This is a genomic window from Metapseudomonas boanensis (assembly GCF_018704125.1).
Taxonomy (GTDB): Bacteria; Pseudomonadota; Gammaproteobacteria; order Pseudomonadales; family Pseudomonadaceae; genus Metapseudomonas; species Metapseudomonas boanensis.
This window is the reverse complement of record NZ_JAGTIS010000001.1, coordinates 503469-518785: the sequence shown is the minus strand read 5'-3', so window position 1 is coordinate 518785 and position 15317 is coordinate 503469. Positions and strand designations below refer to the sequence as shown.

Genomic DNA, 15317 nt, shown 5'->3' with positions numbered 1-15317 from the left:
ATTGACTCGCCAGCAATCCGTCCGGATGCGACATAAGGACGCAATCCGACAAAGGCCTAATTAAAAGCTGAAACCCCCACCACTCAAGGGCTACAGCCGAGGATAAGCCCAAAAACCAGGCTTGCCTGGGAAATTTTTGGCCTGAAAAATTTACTTGCACACCCGGTCAGGCATAAAATTGGCCGAATAGATTGCCGGGGCATGATCAGAACTCGGCATTAACCCTTTCAACACGAGTGAACGCCGTTCCTTGTCCAGGGAGTTCCGGCATGTCGGAAGCTACTGCCATCATGTCCCACAACTGGGGTTTTGCAATTTTCCTGCTTGGGGTCGTCGGCCTCTGCGCCTTCATGATCGGAGTGTCCAGCCTGCTGGGCAGCAAGGCCGTTGGGCGCAGCAAGAATGACCCGTTTGAGTCCGGCATGCTCCCAACCGGCACAGCCCGCCTGCGCCTCTCCGCCAAATTTTATCTGGTCGCGATGCTCTTCGTGATCTTCGACGTCGAAGCCCTCTTCCTCTTTGCTTGGGCTGTTTCAGTGCGCGAAAGCGGCTGGGCCGGCTTCATCGAAGCAACCATTTTCATAGCAATTCTGTTGGCGGGTCTTGTCTACCTTTGGCGCATCGGGGCGCTCGATTGGGCTCCCGAAGGTCGTCGCAAGCGGCAGGCGAAGCTAAAACAATGAGGCTTTGGCGATGCAATACAAACTTACTCGGATCGATCCGGATGCAACCTACGAGGAGTATCCGATCGGCCAACGGGAGACCGTTTCCGACCCGCTGCTAGAAGATCAGGTTCACAAGAACATCTTCCTCGGCAAGCTCGAGGATGTTCTCAACGGTGCAGTCAACTGGGGTCGCAAGAACTCCCTGTGGCCCTATAACTTCGGCCTCTCCTGCTGCTATGTGGAGATGACCACCGCTTTCACCGCGCCGCACGACATCGCTCGCTTCGGCGCGGAAGTCATTCGTGCATCACCGCGCCAGGCGGACTTCATGGTCATTGCCGGCACCTGCTTCATCAAGATGGCGCCCGTCATCCAGCGCCTCTATGAGCAGATGCTGGAGCCCAAGTGGGTCATCTCCATGGGTTCGTGCGCGAATTCTGGTGGCATGTACGACATCTACTCGGTCGTTCAGGGCGTGGACAAGTTCCTCCCCGTGGACGTCTACATTCCCGGCTGCCCGCCCCGTCCCGAGGCGTTCCTGCAAGGCTTGATGCTGCTTCAGGAATCCATCGGCCAGGAGCGTCGCCCGCTATCCTGGGTCGTGGGGGACCAAGGCATCTATCGTGCCGACATGCCCTCGCAGCGGGAACAGCGCCGCGAACAACGTATTCAGGTTACCAACCTGCGCAGCCCCGACGAAGTCTGAGCCTGGTCTTCTACCCGAAGACCCCAGGCTCATTCTTTACGTTGACTGATAGCGACCGAGACCATGACCGCAGACACCGTTCTGTCTATTCCGCCTTACAAGGCTGACGACCAAGAAGTCGTCGTAGAGCTCAACTCCCGCTTTGGCGCCGAAAGCTTCACCGTGCAGAGCACCCGTACCGGCATGCCGGTTATCTGGGTCGGCCGTGACAAGCTGATTGACGTCCTCAAGTTCCTGCGCAACCTGCCGCGCCCCTTCGTCATGTTGTACGACCTGCATGGCGTTGACGAGCGCCTGCGCACCCAGCGCCGCGGCCTGCCGGGCGCCGACTTCACGGTGTTCTACCACCTGATGTCGCTGGAACGTAATAGTGACGTGATGATCAAGGTTGCCTTGTCCGAGGGCGACCTCAACCTGCCCACCGCCACCGGTATCTGGCCCAATGCCAACTGGTACGAGCGGGAAGTCTGGGACATGTACGGCATCACCTTCACCGGGCATCCGCACCTCTCCCGGATCATGATGCCCAACACCTGGGAAGGTCACCCGCTGCGCAAGGACTACCCAGCGCGCGCCACCGAATTCGACCCGTTCAGCCTGACCCTGGCCAAGCACCAACTGGAGGAAGAGGCCGCGCGTTTCCGCCCAGAAGACTGGGGCATGAAGCGCCACGGCGAGAACGAGGACTACATGTTCCTCAACCTCGGCCCGAACCACCCGTCTGCCCACGGTGCTTTCCGCATCATCCTGCAACTCGATGGTGAAGAGATCGTCGACTGCGTACCGGAAGTCGGCTACCACCACCGTGGCGCCGAGAAAATGGCCGAGCGTCAGTCCTGGCACAGCTTCATCCCCTACACCGACCGTATCGATTACCTCGGCGGTGTGATGAACAACTTGCCGTACGTACTCGCGGTCGAGAAGCTCGCCGGTATCAAGGTGCCGCAGCGAGTCGACTTCATCCGCGTCATGATGGCCGAGTTCTTCCGTATCACCAGCCACCTGCTGTTCCTGGGCACCTACATCCAGGACGTTGGCGCCATGACTCCGGTGTTCTTCACCTTCACCGACCGCCAGCGTGCCTACAAAGTAATCGAAGCCGTGACCGGCTTCCGCCTGCACCCGGCCTGGTACCGCATCGGTGGCGTGGCTCACGACCTGCCACGCGGCTGGGATGGCCTGGTGAAAGAGTTCGTCGAGTGGCTGCCCAAGCGCCTGGACGAATACGAGAAGGCTGCCCTGCAGAACAGCATCCTGCGAGGCCGTACCATCGGCGTAGCACAGTACAACACCAAGGAAGCCCTGGAATGGGGCGTCACCGGTGCTGGACTTCGTTCCACTGGTTGCGATTTTGACCTGCGCAAGGCGCGCCCGTACTCCGGTTATGAGAACTTCGAGTTCGAAGTACCGCTGGCCCACAACGGCGATGCCTACGACCGCTGCATGGTTCGTGTCGAAGAGATGCGCCAGAGCATCCGCATCATCGACCAGTGCCTGAAGAACATGCCGGAAGGCCCGTACAAGGCAGATCACCCGCTGACCACGCCGCCACCGAAAGAGCGCACGCTGCAGCACATCGAGACCCTGATCACCCACTTCCTGCAGGTTTCCTGGGGCCCCGTCATGCCGGCCAACGAAGCCTTCCAGATGATCGAAGCGACCAAGGGTATCAATAGCTACTACCTGACCAGCGACGGCAGCACCATGAGCTACCGCACCCGGATCCGGACGCCCAGCTTCCCCCACCTGCAGCAGATCCCTTCAGTGATCCGCGGCAGCATGGTGGCGGACCTGATCGCCTACCTGGGCAGTATCGACTTCGTTATGGCTGACGTGGACCGCTGACATGAACACCCTTATCAAGACCGACCGTTTCGTCCTCAGCGAAACCGAGCGCTCGGCCATCGAGCATGAAATGCACCACTACGAGGACCCGCGCGCGGCGTCCATCGAAGCCCTGAAGATCGTCCAGAAAGAGCGCGGCTGGGTCCCTGACGGCGCCGCCGATGCCATCGGCGAGATCCTCGGCATCCCCGCCAGCGACGTCGAAGGTGTGGCTACCTTCTATAGTCAGATATTCCGTCAGCCGGTCGGCCGGCATGTGATCCGCGTCTGCGACAGCATGACCTGCTACGTCGGCGGCCATGAGTCCGTGGTTGCCGAAATGCAGAAGCAACTTGGCATCGGCCTCGGCCAGACCACCGCCGACAACCGTTTCACCCTGCTGCCGGTCTGCTGCCTGGGCAACTGCGACAAGGCCCCGGCGGTGATGATCGACGACGACACCTTCGGCGACGTCCAACCCAACGGCGTTGCCCAGCTGCTGGAGGCCTATAAATGAAGACCCTGACCTCCATCGGCCCGGCCAACCGCATCGCGCGCAGTGAGCAAACCCATCCGCTGACCTGGCGTCTGCGCGAAGACGCGCAACCGGTATGGCTTGACGAATACCAGCAGAAGAACGGCTACGCCGCTGCACGCAAGGCCCTGACCGAAATGGCCCAGGCCGATATCGTGCAGCAGGTCAAGGACTCCGGCCTCAAGGGCCGCGGCGGTGCGGGCTTCCCCACTGGCGTGAAGTGGGGCCTGATGCCGGCCGACGAATCCATGAACATCCGCTACCTGCTGTGCAACGCGGATGAAATGGAACCCAACACCTGGAAGGACCGCATGCTGATGGAGCAGCTGCCCCACCTGCTGGTGGAAGGCATGCTGATCAGCGCCCGCGCCCTCAAGGCCTATCGCGGTTACATCTTCCTGCGCGGCGAGTACGTCGACGCGGCGCGCAACCTCAACCGCGCCATCGACGAAGCCAAGGCCGCCGGCCTGCTCGGCAAGAACATCCTGGGCTCGGGCTTCGACTTCGAGTTGTTCGTGCACACTGGCGCCGGCCGCTACATCTGCGGCGAAGAGACCGCACTGATCAACTCGCTGGAAGGCCGCCGCGCCAATCCACGCTCCAAGCCCCCCTTCCCCGCTGCTGTCGGCGTCTGGGGCAAGCCCACCTGTGTCAACAACGTCGAGACCCTGTGCAACGTGCCGGCAATCGTCGCCAACGGCGTCGACTGGTACAAGTCCCTGGCGCTCCCGGGCAGCGAAGACATGGGCACCAAGCTCATGGGTTTCTCCGGCAAGGTGAAGAATCCCGGCCTCTGGGAACTGCCCTTCGGCATCCCGGCTCGCGAACTCTTCGAGGACTATGCCGGCGGCATGCGCGACGGCTTCAAGCTCAAAGCCTGGCAGCCGGGCGGCGCCGGCACCGGCTTCCTGCTCCCCGAGCACCTGGATGCCCCCATGTACGCCGCCGGTATTGCCAAAGTCGGCACCCGTATGGGTACCGGCCTGGCCCTGGCCGTGGACGACAGCATCAACATGGTCTCCCTGCTGCGCAACATGGAAGAGTTCTTCGCCCGCGAGTCCTGCGGCTGGTGTACCCCATGTCGTGACGGCCTGCCGTGGAGCGTCAAGCTCCTGCGTGCCCTGGAGCGCGGCGAAGGTCAGCCCGGAGACCTGGAGACACTCGAACAGCTCGTCAGCTTCCTCGGCCCAGGCAAGACCTTCTGCGCCCACGCACCGGGCGCCGTAGAGCCACTGGGCAGTGCGATGAAGTATTTCCGTCCGGAGTTCGAAGCAGGTATCACCCGCCAGATCCCGGCAGCGCGACCGATCCCCGTCGGCGCCTAGGAGTCTGCTCACGATTTCGCGAGCTAGAGATCAAGGGTGGCGCAGATGTTCGAGGAAGCGGAGTTTACGATTGGTAAATGAGCATCCGAGGCCGTTTTCAACACCATTTAGCCGACTCGCAGCAGATCGTGAGCAGGCTCCAAGAAGAATTCGCGCAGCGGCGGCCGCTACCCGGCCCCGCGCGCACGCTGATTCCATTAGCCAAGCCCGGTCAAACGGGCAGATGAAGACTGAACCATGGCCACTATCCACGTAGACGGCAAGACGCTCGAAGTCGATGGTGCAGACAACCTCCTGCAGGCCTGTCTCTCCCTCGGACTCGACATCCCCTACTTCTGCTGGCACCCGGCGCTCGGTAGCGTCGGCGCCTGCCGCCAATGCGCGGTCAAGCAGTACACCGACGAGAACGACAAACGCGGCCGCCTCGTCATGTCCTGCATGACCCCAGCCACCGACAACACCTGGATTTCCATTGACGACGAAGAGGCCAAGCAGTTCCGCGCCAGCGTCGTCGAATGGCTGATGACCAACCACCCGCACGACTGCCCAGTGTGCGAGGAAGGTGGCCACTGCCACCTGCAGGACATGACGGTGATGACCGGCCACAATGCCCGTCGCTACCGCTTCACCAAGCGTACCCACCAGAACCAGGAACTCGGCCCGTTCATCGCCCACGAGATGAACCGCTGTATCGCCTGCTACCGCTGCGTGCGCTACTACAAGGACTACGCGGGCGGCACCGACCTCGGCGTCTACGGCGCCCACGACAATGTCTACTTCGGCCGCGTCGAGGATGGTGTGCTGGAGAGCGAATTCTCCGGCAACCTGGTCGAGGTCTGCCCGACCGGTGTGTTTACCGACAAGACCCACTCCGAGCGCTACAACCGCAAGTGGGACATGCAGTTCTCCCCGAGCATCTGCCACGGATGCTCCAGCGGCTGCAACGTCAGCCCCGGCGAGCGCTATGGCGAGATCCGTCGCATCGAGAACCGCTTCAATGGCTCGGTGAACCAGTACTTCCTCTGTGACCGTGGCCGTTTCGGCTATGGCTACGTCAACCGCGAAGACCGCCCGCGCCATCCGCTGCTGGGCAGCCAGAAGCTCTCGCTCGACGGCGCGCTCGACAAGGCCGCCGAACTGCTCAAGGGCAAGCGCGTGATCGGCATCGGTTCGCCGCGCGCCAGCCTGGAAAGCAACTTCGCCCTGCGTGAACTGGTCGGCGCCGAGAATTATTACTCCGGCATCGCTGCCCATGAACTGGAAAACCTGCGCTTGATCCGCGACATCCTGCAGGACGGCCCCCTGCCGGTCCCCACCCTGCGTGACGTCGAGAAGCATGACGCAGTCTTCGTCCTCGGCGAAGACCTGACCCAGACAGCCGCCCGCATGGCCCTCGCGCTGCGCCAAGCCGTCAAGGGCAAGGCCACTGACATCGCCGCCTCGATGAAGATCCAGGATTGGCACATGGCCGCCGTGCAGAACGTCGCCCAGGACGCGCTGAACCCGCTGTTCATCGCCAGCGTCGCCAGCACCCGCCTGGATGACGTGGCTGCCGAGAGCGTGCACGCCGCGCCAGCCGATCTGGCCCGTATCGGTTTCGCCGTGGCCCACGCCATCGACCCGAGCGCGCCGGCCGTGGACGGTCTGGAAAGCGAGGCCGCCGAACTGGTCAAACGAATCGCCGAGGCCCTGCTCGCGGCCAAGCGTCCGCTGGTCATTTCCGGTGCTTCCCTGGGTAGCAAGACGCTGATCGAAGCCGCCGCAAACATTGCCAGTGCGCTGAAAAACCGCGAGAAGAATGGCTCCCTGAGCCTGGTGGTACCGGAAGCCAACAGCATGGGCCTGGCCCTGTTCGGCGGCGAATCCGTTGACGCCGCGCTGGAAGCCCTGACGTCCGGCAAGGCCGACGCCGTTGTCGTTCTGGAGAACGATCTCTACCGCCGCGCCGACGCAGCCAAGGTGGACGCCGCCCTGGCCGCCGCCAAGGTCGTCATCGTTGCCGACCACCAGCAGACCGCCACCACCGAGCGTGCTCATCTGGTCCTGCCGGCTGCCAGCTTCGCCGAAGGCGACGGCACCCTGGTCAGCATGGAAGGCCGCGCCCAGCGCTTCTTCCAGGTCTTCGATCCGGTCTACTACGATGCCAACATCCTCGTCCGTGAAGGCTGGCGCTGGCTGCACGCGCTGCACAGCGACCTGCTGGGCAAAGCCGTGGACTGGACGCAACTCGACCACGTCACTGCCGCCTGTGCCGACAGCAGCCCGCTGCTGGCTGCCATCCGCGATGCCGCACCGAGCGCCTCGTTCCGCATCAAGGGCATGAAGCTCGCCCGTGAACCGCACCGCTACAGTGGCCGCACTGCCATGCGCGCCAATATCAGCGTGCACGAGCCGCGTCAGCCGCAGGACAAGGACTCGGCTTTCGCCTTCTCCATGGAAGGCTACGCCGGCAGTGTCGAGCCCCGCCAGCAGATCCCCTTCGCCTGGTCACCGGGCTGGAACTCGCCGCAGGCCTGGAACAAGTTTCAGGACGAAGTCGGCGGCCACCTGCGCGCCGGTGACCCGGGCGTGCGCCTGATCGAAGCGAAAGGTCAGCCCCTCCCGTGGTTCAGCGTCAACGCCGCCTTCAATCCGGCCCAGGGCACTTGGCAGGCCGTGCCACTGCACCACCTGTTCGGCAGCGAGGAGACCAGTTCCCGCGCCACCCCGGTGCAGGAGCGCATTCCGCAGCCTTACGTGGCCCTGGCGAAAGACGAGGCCGATCGCCTCGGCGTCAATGACGGTGCCCTGCTCAGCCTGACCATCAACGGCCAGGCCCTGCGCCTGCCGCTGCAGGTCAAGGAAGAGTTAGGCATTGGCCTGATCGGTCTGCCGGCCGGTCTGCCGGGCATCCCGGCCACCATCGCCGGAGCTGTCGTCACTGCCGTACAGGAGGTCGTGCAATGAGCTGGCTGACGCCCGAACTGATCGATATCGTCATCGCCGTCGTCAAGGCCATCGTCATCCTGCTGGCCGTGGTGGTTAGCGGTGCCCTGCTCTCCTGGGTGGAACGTCGCCTGCTGGGGCTCTGGCAGGATCGCTACGGTCCGAACCGGGTAGGCCCTTTCGGTGCCTTCCAACTGGGCGCGGACATGATCAAGATGTTCTTCAAGGAAGACTGGACCCCGCCATTCGCCGACAAGCTGATCTTCACTCTGGCGCCCATCATCGCCATGAGCGCCCTGCTGGTCGCGTTCGCAGTGATCCCGGTCACCCCCACCTGGGGTGTGGCCGACCTGAACATCGGCATCCTGTTCTTCTTCGCCATGGCCGGCATCACCGTATATGCGGTGCTCTTCGCCGGCTGGGCGAGCAACAACAAGTTCGCCCTGCTCGGCAGCCTGCGCGCCTCGGCCCAGACCATCTCCTACGAGGTGTTCCTGGCACTGTCGCTGATGGGCATCGTGGCCCAGGTCGGCTCCTTCAACATGCGCGATATCGTTGAGTACCAGGCACAGCACCTGTGGTTCATCATTCCGCAGTTCTTCGGCTTCTGTACCTTCTTCATCGCCGGCGTGGCCGTGACGCACCGTCACCCTTTCGACCAGCCGGAAGCGGAACAGGAACTGGCCGACGGCTACCACATCGAATACGCCGGTATGAAATGGGGCATGTTCTTCGTCGGCGAGTACATCGGCATCGTGCTGATCTCCGCGCTGCTCGTGACTCTATTCTTCGGTGGCTGGCATGGCCCGTTCGGCATCCTGCCGCAGATCCCCTTCATCTGGTTCGCGCTCAAGACTGCCTTCTTCATCATGCTGTTCATCCTGCTGCGCGCCTCCATCCCGCGCCCACGCTATGACCAGGTGATGGCTTTCAGCTGGAAGGTCTGCCTGCCGCTGACCCTGATCAACCTGCTGGTGACCGGCGCGCTCGTGCTGGCCTCGGCCCAGTAAGGAGAAACACCATGATCAAAGAAATCATTAACGTCCTGCATGGTACCTACACCCAGCTGCGAAGCCTGGTGATGATCTTCGGCCATGCCTTCCGCAAGCGTGACACGCTGCAATACCCGGAAGAGCCGGTGTACCTGCCGCCGCGTTATCGCGGCCGCATCGTCCTCACCCGTGATCCCGATGGCGAGGAGCGCTGCGTTGCCTGCAACCTCTGTGCGGTAGCCTGCCCGGTTGGCTGCATCTCGCTGCAGAAGGCTGAAACCGAAGATGGCCGCTGGTACCCCGAGTTCTTCCGCATCAACTTCTCGCGCTGCATCTTCTGCGGGCTATGCGAAGAGGCCTGCCCGACCACCGCAATCCAGCTGACCCCGGATTTCGAGATGGGCGAGTTCAAGCGCCAGGATCTGGTGTACGAGAAGGAAGACCTGCTGATCTCCGGCCCTGGCAAATACCCGGACTACAACTTCTATCGCGTGGCAGGCATGGCCATTGCCGGCAAGCCGAAAGGCGCCGCGCAGAACGAAGCCGAACCGATCAACGTGAAGAGCCTGCTGCCCTAAGGAGACGCGCGTGGAATTCGCTTTCTATTTCGCTGCCGGCGCGGCGGTGGTCTCCACCCTGCGGGTGATCACCAACACCAACCCTGTGCATGCACTGCTCTATCTCATCGTCTCGCTGCTGGCGGTGTCGATGTGCTTCTTCGCCCTTGGCGCGCCGTTTGCGGGTGCCCTGGAAATCATCGTCTACGCCGGTGCCATCATGGTGCTGTTCGTCTTCGTGGTGATGATGCTGAACCTTGGACCGGCGATTGCCGAACAGGAGAAGAAGTGGCTCAAGCCTGGCATCTGGACCGGCCCTGCCCTGCTCTCCCTGATCCTGCTGGCCGAACTGCTCTACGTGCTGTTCGGCAATGCCAGCGGCGCCGCCATCGGCCACACCACCGTGGATGCCAAGGCAGTCGGCATCAGCCTCTTCGGCCCGTACCTGCTGGCCGTGGAACTGGCTTCCATGCTGCTCCTGGCAGCCCTGGTCGCCGCCTTCCACCTCGGCCGCCACGAAGCTAAGGAATAACGCCATGAACGCAATCCCCCTGGAACATGGCCTGGCGGTGGCCGGCATTCTCTTCTGCCTGGGCCTCACCGGCCTGATGGTGCGCCGCAACATCCTGTTCGTGCTCATGAGCCTGGAAGTCATGATGAACTCGGCCGCCCTGGCCTTCGTGGTCGCTGGCGCCCGCTGGGCTCAGCCGGACGGCCAGATCATGTTCGTGCTGGTGATCAGCCTGGCAGCCGCCGAGGCCAGTATCGGCCTGGCGATCCTGCTGCAGCTGTACCGCCGCTTCCATACCCTCGATATCGACGCTGCCAGCGAGATGCGCGGATGAACCTTCTATTCCTCACTTGCCTGTTCCCGCTGCTCGGCTGGTTCATCCTGGCCTTCTCCCGCGGGCGTTTCTCCGAAAACACCTCCGCCGTCATCGGTGTCGGCTCGGTCGGCCTCTCCGCCCTGGTTGCCGCCTGGATCATCTGGCAGTTCAACGTTGCCCCGCCGGAAGGCGGCGTCTACACCCAGACGTTGTGGCAGTGGATGAGCGTGGCGGGCTTCGCGCCCAGCTTCACCCTCTATCTGGACGGTCTGTCCCTGACCATGCTCGGCGTGGTGACCGGTGTCGGCTTCCTGATCCACCTGTTCGCCTCCTGGTACATGCGTGGGGAAGAGGGCTATTCGCGCTTTTTCGCCTACACCAACCTGTTCATCGCCAGCATGCTGTTCCTGGTGCTGGGCGATAACCTGCTGTTCCTCTACTTCGGTTGGGAAGGCGTGGGTCTGTGCTCGTACCTGCTGATCGGCTTCTACTTCAAGCACGTACCCAACGGCAACGCCGCCCTGAAGGCCTTCATCGTCACCCGCGTCGGCGACGTGTTCATGGCCATCGGCCTGTTCATCCTGTTCGCCAACCTCGGCACCCTGAACATCCAGGAGCTGATGGTGCTGGCCCCGCAGAAGTACGCTGCCGGGGACACCTGGCTCTGGGTCGCCACCCTGATGCTGCTTGGCGGCGCCGTGGGCAAGTCCGCCCAGCTGCCGCTGCAGACCTGGCTGGCCGACGCCATGGCCGGCCCGACTCCGGTTTCCGCGCTGATCCACGCGGCCACCATGGTGACCGCGGGCGTCTACCTGATCGCCCGTACCCACGGCCTGTTCCTGCTGACCCCGGAGATCCTCGAACTGGTCGGCATCGTCGGCGGCGTGACCCTGGTCCTGGCTGGCTTCGCTGCCCTGGTGCAGACCGACATCAAGCGCATCCTCGCCTACTCCACCATGAGCCAGATCGGCTACATGTTCCTCGCCCTCGGCGTGGGCGCATGGGACGCAGCGATCTTCCACCTGATGACCCATGCCTTCTTCAAGGCCCTGCTGTTCCTCGCTTCCGGTGCGGTCATCAACGCCTGCCACCACGAGCAGAACATCTTCAAGATGGGCGGCCTGTGGAAGAAACTGCCGCTGGCCTACGCCTGCTTCATCGTCGGTGGTGCCGCTCTGGCCGCCCTGCCGCTGGTGACCGCCGGTTTCTACTCCAAGGACGAGATTCTCTGGGAAGCCTTCGCCAGCGGCCATCAGTGGCTGCTGTACGCGGGTCTGGCCGGTGCCTTCCTGACTTCGATCTACACCTTCCGCCTGATCTTCATCGCCTTCCATGGCGAGGCCAAGACCGACGCCCATGCCGGCCACGGCATCGCCCATAGCCTGCCGCTGGTGGTGCTGCTGGTGCTCTCCACCTTCATCGGTGCTCTGATCACCCCGCCGCTCGCCGGTGTGCTGCCGGAAAGCGTCGGCCATGCCGGGGGCGAAGCGAAACACAGCCTGGAGATTGCTTCGGGCGCCATCGCCCTGGCGGGTATCCTGCTGGCAGCCCTGCTCTTCCTCGGCAAGCGCCGCTTCGTCAGCGCCGTCGCCCAGAGTGCGCCGGGCCGCTTCCTCGGTGCCTGGTGGTTCGCCGCCTGGGGCTTCGACTGGCTCTATGACCTGCTGTTCGTCAAACCGTACCTGCTGGTTTGCCGCCTGCTCGGCCGCGACCCAATCGACGGCAGCATCGGGCTGATCCCGCGTGTGGTGCGTAGTGGTAACAGCGCGCTCAGCCGTAGCCAGACCGGCCAGCTGCGCTGGTACGCCGTATCCATAGTCGGCGGGGCCGTGCTCGTGCTCGGCGCCGTGCTGCTGACCTGAATCTTCTTAAGGAATTGAGCCCGTCATGATTCTGCCCTGGCTAATCCTGATTCCCTTCATCGGCGGCCTGCTCTGCTGGCAAGGTGAGCGTTTCAGCTCCACCCTGCCCCGCTGGATCGCGCTGCTGACCATGTCCCTGCTGTTCGGCCTCGGCCTCTGGCTGTGGGCGACCGGCGACTTCACCCTGGCCCCGGCCCCCGGCACTGATCCGGTGTGGGCGGAGGAGTTCAAGGTGCAGTGGATCGAGCGCTTCGGCGTCACCATCCACCTGGCCCTGGACGGCCTGTCGATCCTGATGATCGTCCTCACCGGCCTGCTCGGCGTGCTGTCCGTGCTTTGCTCCTGGCGCGAGATCCAGAACCGTGTGGGCTTCTTCCACCTCAACCTGATGTGGATCCTTGGCGGTGTGGTCGGCGTATTCCTCGCCATCGACCTGTTCCTGTTCTTCTTCTTCTGGGAAATGATGCTGGTGCCGATGTACTTCCTCATCGCGCTCTGGGGTCACAGCGGCAGCAAGGGCAAGACCCGCATCACCGCCGCCACCAAGTTCTTCATCTTCACCCAGGCCAGCGGCCTGATCATGCTGGTGGCGATCCTCGCCCTGGTGCTGGTGAACTACAGCAACACCGGCGTACTGACGTTCAACTATGCCGACCTGCTGAAGGCCGAGCTGGCGCCCGGTACCGAATACCTGCTGATGCTCGGCTTCTTCGCCGCCTTCGCGGTGAAGTTCCCGGTGGTGCCGGTGCACTCCTGGCTGCCGGACGCACACGCCCAGGCACCGACCGCCGGTTCCGTTGACCTGGCAGGCATTCTGCTGAAGACGGCGGCCTACGGCATGATCCGCTTCGCCCTGCCGCTGTTCCCCAATGCTTCGGCCGAATTCGCACCGATTGCCCACTGGCTCGGCGTGTTCGCCATCGTCTACGGTGCGCTGCTGTCGTTCGCCCAGACCGACATCAAGCGCTTGGTGGCCTACTCCAGCGTCTCGCACATGGGTTTTGTTCTGATCGCCATCTACTCTGGCAGCCAGATCGCCATGCAAGGCGCGGTGGTGCAGATGATCGCCCACGGCCTTTCCGCTGCTGCACTCTTTATCCTGTGCGGCCAGCTCTACGAGCGCCTGCACACTCGCGACATGCGTGAGATGGGTGGTATCTGGGCCCGTATGCCGTATCTGCCCGGTGTCAGCCTGTTCTTCGCCGCCGCCGCGCTGGGCCTGCCCGGCACCGGCAACTTCGTCGGTGAGTTCCTGATCCTGGTCGGCGCCTTCAAGAACATTCCCTGGATCAGCGTCCTGGCCGCCACCGGCCTGGTATTCGGCTCGGTCTATTCGCTGATCATGATCCACCGCGCCTACTTCGGCCCGGCGAAGAGCGAGGCCGTCTACGAAGGTCTGCGTTCCCGCGAGCTGATCATGGTCCTGGGTCTTGCCGGTCTGCTGATCCTGCTCGGCGTTTACCCGCAACCGGTGCTGGATACCTCCGCTGCGAGCATGCATGGCGTGCATCAGTGGTTGGATTCCGCCGTCAATCAACTCGTTGCCCGGTAACCAGGTTATGGAATTCACGACTCAACACTTCATCGCCCTGCTGCCGCTGCTGGTCACCTGCGCCACGATCGTCGTGGTCATGCTGGCCATCGCCTGGAAGCGCCACCACTCCTGGACCTTCGGCCTCTCGGTCATCGGTCTCAACCTGGCCCTGCTGTCCATCCTGCCGACCCTCAAGGTCGTCCCGATGGAAGTCACCCCGCTGCTGATGGTCGACACCTTCGGCTGCTACTACATGGCCCTGGTGCTGGCGGCTACCCTCGCCTGCGTCACGCTGATCCACGCCTATCTGGGCGGTGAGTCGGGCAAGGGTTATCCGGGCAACCGCGAAGAGATGTACCTGCTGATCCTACTGGCCGCCGCCGGCGGCCTGGTACTGGTCACCGCGCAGAACCTGGTCGGCCTGTTCATCGGCCTGGAACTTCTCTCGGTGCCGGTCTACGGTCTGGTGGCGTATGCCTTCTTCAATCGGCGCTCGCTGGAAGCCGGCATCAAGTACATGGTGCTCTCGGCTGCAGGCTCTGCCTTCCTGTTGTTCGGCATGGCGCTGCTATACGCGGATGCCGGCAGCATGAGCTTCAGCGGCATCGGCACCCACCTGGCGGCCACCAGCGCGCCGAGCGTGCTGTCGCAACTGGGCATCGGCATGATGCTGGTCGGCCTCGCCTTCAAACTGTCCCTGGTGCCCTTCCACCTCTGGACTCCGGACGTGTACGAAGGTGCCCCGGCACCTGTTGCGGCCTTCCTCGCCACCGCCAGCAAGGTTGCAGTGTTCGCCGTACTGCTGCGCCTGTACCAGCTTTCCCCGGCTACCGCCGGCGGCTGGCTGAACGAACTGCTGACCGTCATTGCTATCGCATCGATCCTGTTCGGTAACCTGCTGGCCCTGGTACAGAACAACATCAAACGTCTGCTCGGCTACTCCTCGATCGCCCACTTCGGCTACCTGCTGGTGGCGCTGATCGCGAGCAAGGGCCTGGCCGTGGAAGCCATCGGCGTCTACCTGGCCACCTACGTCCTGACCAGCCTCGGCGCCTTCGGAGTGGTGACCCTGATGTCCACGCCTTACAGCGGTCGTGATTGCGATGCGCTGTATGAATACCGCGGCCTGTTCTGGCGCCGCCCATACCTGACCGCCGTAATGACCGTGATGATGTTGTCGTTGGCCGGGATTCCGCTGACTGCTGGCTTCATCGGCAAGTTCTTCGTGATCGCCGCGGGCGTCGAGTCTGGTCTCTGGTGGCTGCTCGGCGCCATGGTCCTGGGCAGCGCGATCGGCGTGTTCTACTACCTGCGCGTCATGGTCACGTTGTTCCTGGTCGAGCCGAACCTGCGCCGTCACGATGCCGACATGCACTGGGCCCAGCGCGCCGGCGGCATCATGCTGCTGTTCGTGGCTCTGCTGGCCTTCTTCCTCGGCGTCTACCCGCAGCCTCTGCTGGATCTGGTGCAGCACTCCGGCCTGGTGGCCCTGGCTAACTGAGCCAACTGCCAGAACCAAAGAACCCGGCCTTGTGCCGTAAAGCTGTTCACATAAAAAAACGCCG

General features: G+C 63.1%; 13 protein-coding genes. All 13 read left to right on the top strand.

Annotated features, from left to right (window positions below):
• Positions 1–269 precede the first annotated feature (269 nt).
• The 13 genes from J7302_RS02440 to nuoN all read left to right on the top strand — a co-directional run bounded on the left by J7302_RS02440 (position 270) and on the right by nuoN (position 15253).
• Positions 270–683, top strand: coding sequence for an NADH-quinone oxidoreductase subunit A (locus J7302_RS02440; RefSeq protein ID WP_215369782.1), 414 nt, complete (start codon positions 270–272; stop codon positions 681–683).
• 10 nt (positions 684–693) lie between these two features.
• Complete coding sequence (locus J7302_RS02435) at positions 694–1371, top strand: NuoB/complex I 20 kDa subunit family protein (RefSeq protein WP_215369780.1); 678 nt, start codon at positions 694–696, stop codon at positions 1369–1371.
• Positions 1372–1434: 63 nt separating this feature from the next.
• Positions 1435–3216, top strand: coding sequence for an NADH-quinone oxidoreductase subunit C/D (gene nuoC / locus J7302_RS02430; protein WP_215369778.1), 1782 nt, complete (start codon positions 1435–1437; stop codon positions 3214–3216).
• A gap of 1 nt (position 3217) precedes the next feature.
• On the top strand, positions 3218–3712 hold the full coding sequence (gene nuoE, locus J7302_RS02425; protein ID WP_215369775.1) for an NADH-quinone oxidoreductase subunit NuoE: 495 nt from the start codon (positions 3218–3220) through the stop codon (positions 3710–3712).
• On the top strand, positions 3709–5055 hold the full coding sequence (gene nuoF, locus J7302_RS02420; protein WP_215369773.1) for an NADH-quinone oxidoreductase subunit NuoF: 1347 nt from the start codon (positions 3709–3711) through the stop codon (positions 5053–5055). Before nuoE ends, nuoF begins: the two co-directional genes overlap by 4 nt.
• Before the next feature lie 237 nt (positions 5056–5292).
• On the top strand, positions 5293–8001 hold the full coding sequence (gene nuoG / locus J7302_RS02415) for an NADH-quinone oxidoreductase subunit NuoG (RefSeq protein ID WP_215369771.1): 2709 nt from the start codon (positions 5293–5295) through the stop codon (positions 7999–8001).
• Positions 7998–8990: an NADH-quinone oxidoreductase subunit NuoH gene (gene nuoH / locus J7302_RS02410; RefSeq protein ID WP_215369768.1), complete on the top strand. Its 993-nt coding sequence runs from the start codon at positions 7998–8000 to the stop codon at positions 8988–8990. The genes nuoG and nuoH overlap by 4 nt, the downstream gene beginning before the upstream one ends.
• An 11-nt stretch (positions 8991–9001) precedes the next feature.
• Positions 9002–9550 carry an NADH-quinone oxidoreductase subunit NuoI gene (gene nuoI, locus J7302_RS02405; RefSeq protein ID WP_215369766.1) on the top strand — a complete coding sequence of 183 codons (549 nt, stop codon included), beginning with the start codon at positions 9002–9004 and terminating at the stop codon, positions 9548–9550.
• Positions 9551–9560: 10 nt separating this feature from the next.
• Positions 9561–10061, top strand: coding sequence for an NADH-quinone oxidoreductase subunit J (gene nuoJ, locus J7302_RS02400; RefSeq protein ID WP_215369764.1), 501 nt, complete (start codon positions 9561–9563; stop codon positions 10059–10061).
• A gap of 4 nt (positions 10062–10065) precedes the next feature.
• Entirely contained in the window at positions 10066–10374 is a 309-nt protein-coding gene (gene nuoK / locus J7302_RS02395; protein ID WP_215369762.1) for an NADH-quinone oxidoreductase subunit NuoK, read from the top strand.
• Positions 10371–12218, top strand: a complete 1848-nt coding sequence (nuoL, locus tag J7302_RS02390; protein ID WP_215369760.1) for an NADH-quinone oxidoreductase subunit L — start codon at positions 10371–10373, stop codon at positions 12216–12218. The genes nuoK and nuoL overlap by 4 nt, the downstream gene beginning before the upstream one ends.
• Before the next feature lie 25 nt (positions 12219–12243).
• Positions 12244–13770 (top strand): NADH-quinone oxidoreductase subunit M, encoded by a 1527-nt coding sequence (gene nuoM, locus J7302_RS02385; RefSeq protein ID WP_215369758.1) that lies wholly within the window; start codon positions 12244–12246, stop codon positions 13768–13770.
• A gap of 7 nt (positions 13771–13777) precedes the next feature.
• Positions 13778–15253: an NADH-quinone oxidoreductase subunit NuoN gene (gene nuoN / locus J7302_RS02380; RefSeq protein WP_215369755.1), complete on the top strand. Its 1476-nt coding sequence runs from the start codon at positions 13778–13780 to the stop codon at positions 15251–15253.
• Positions 15254–15317 lie beyond the last annotated feature (64 nt).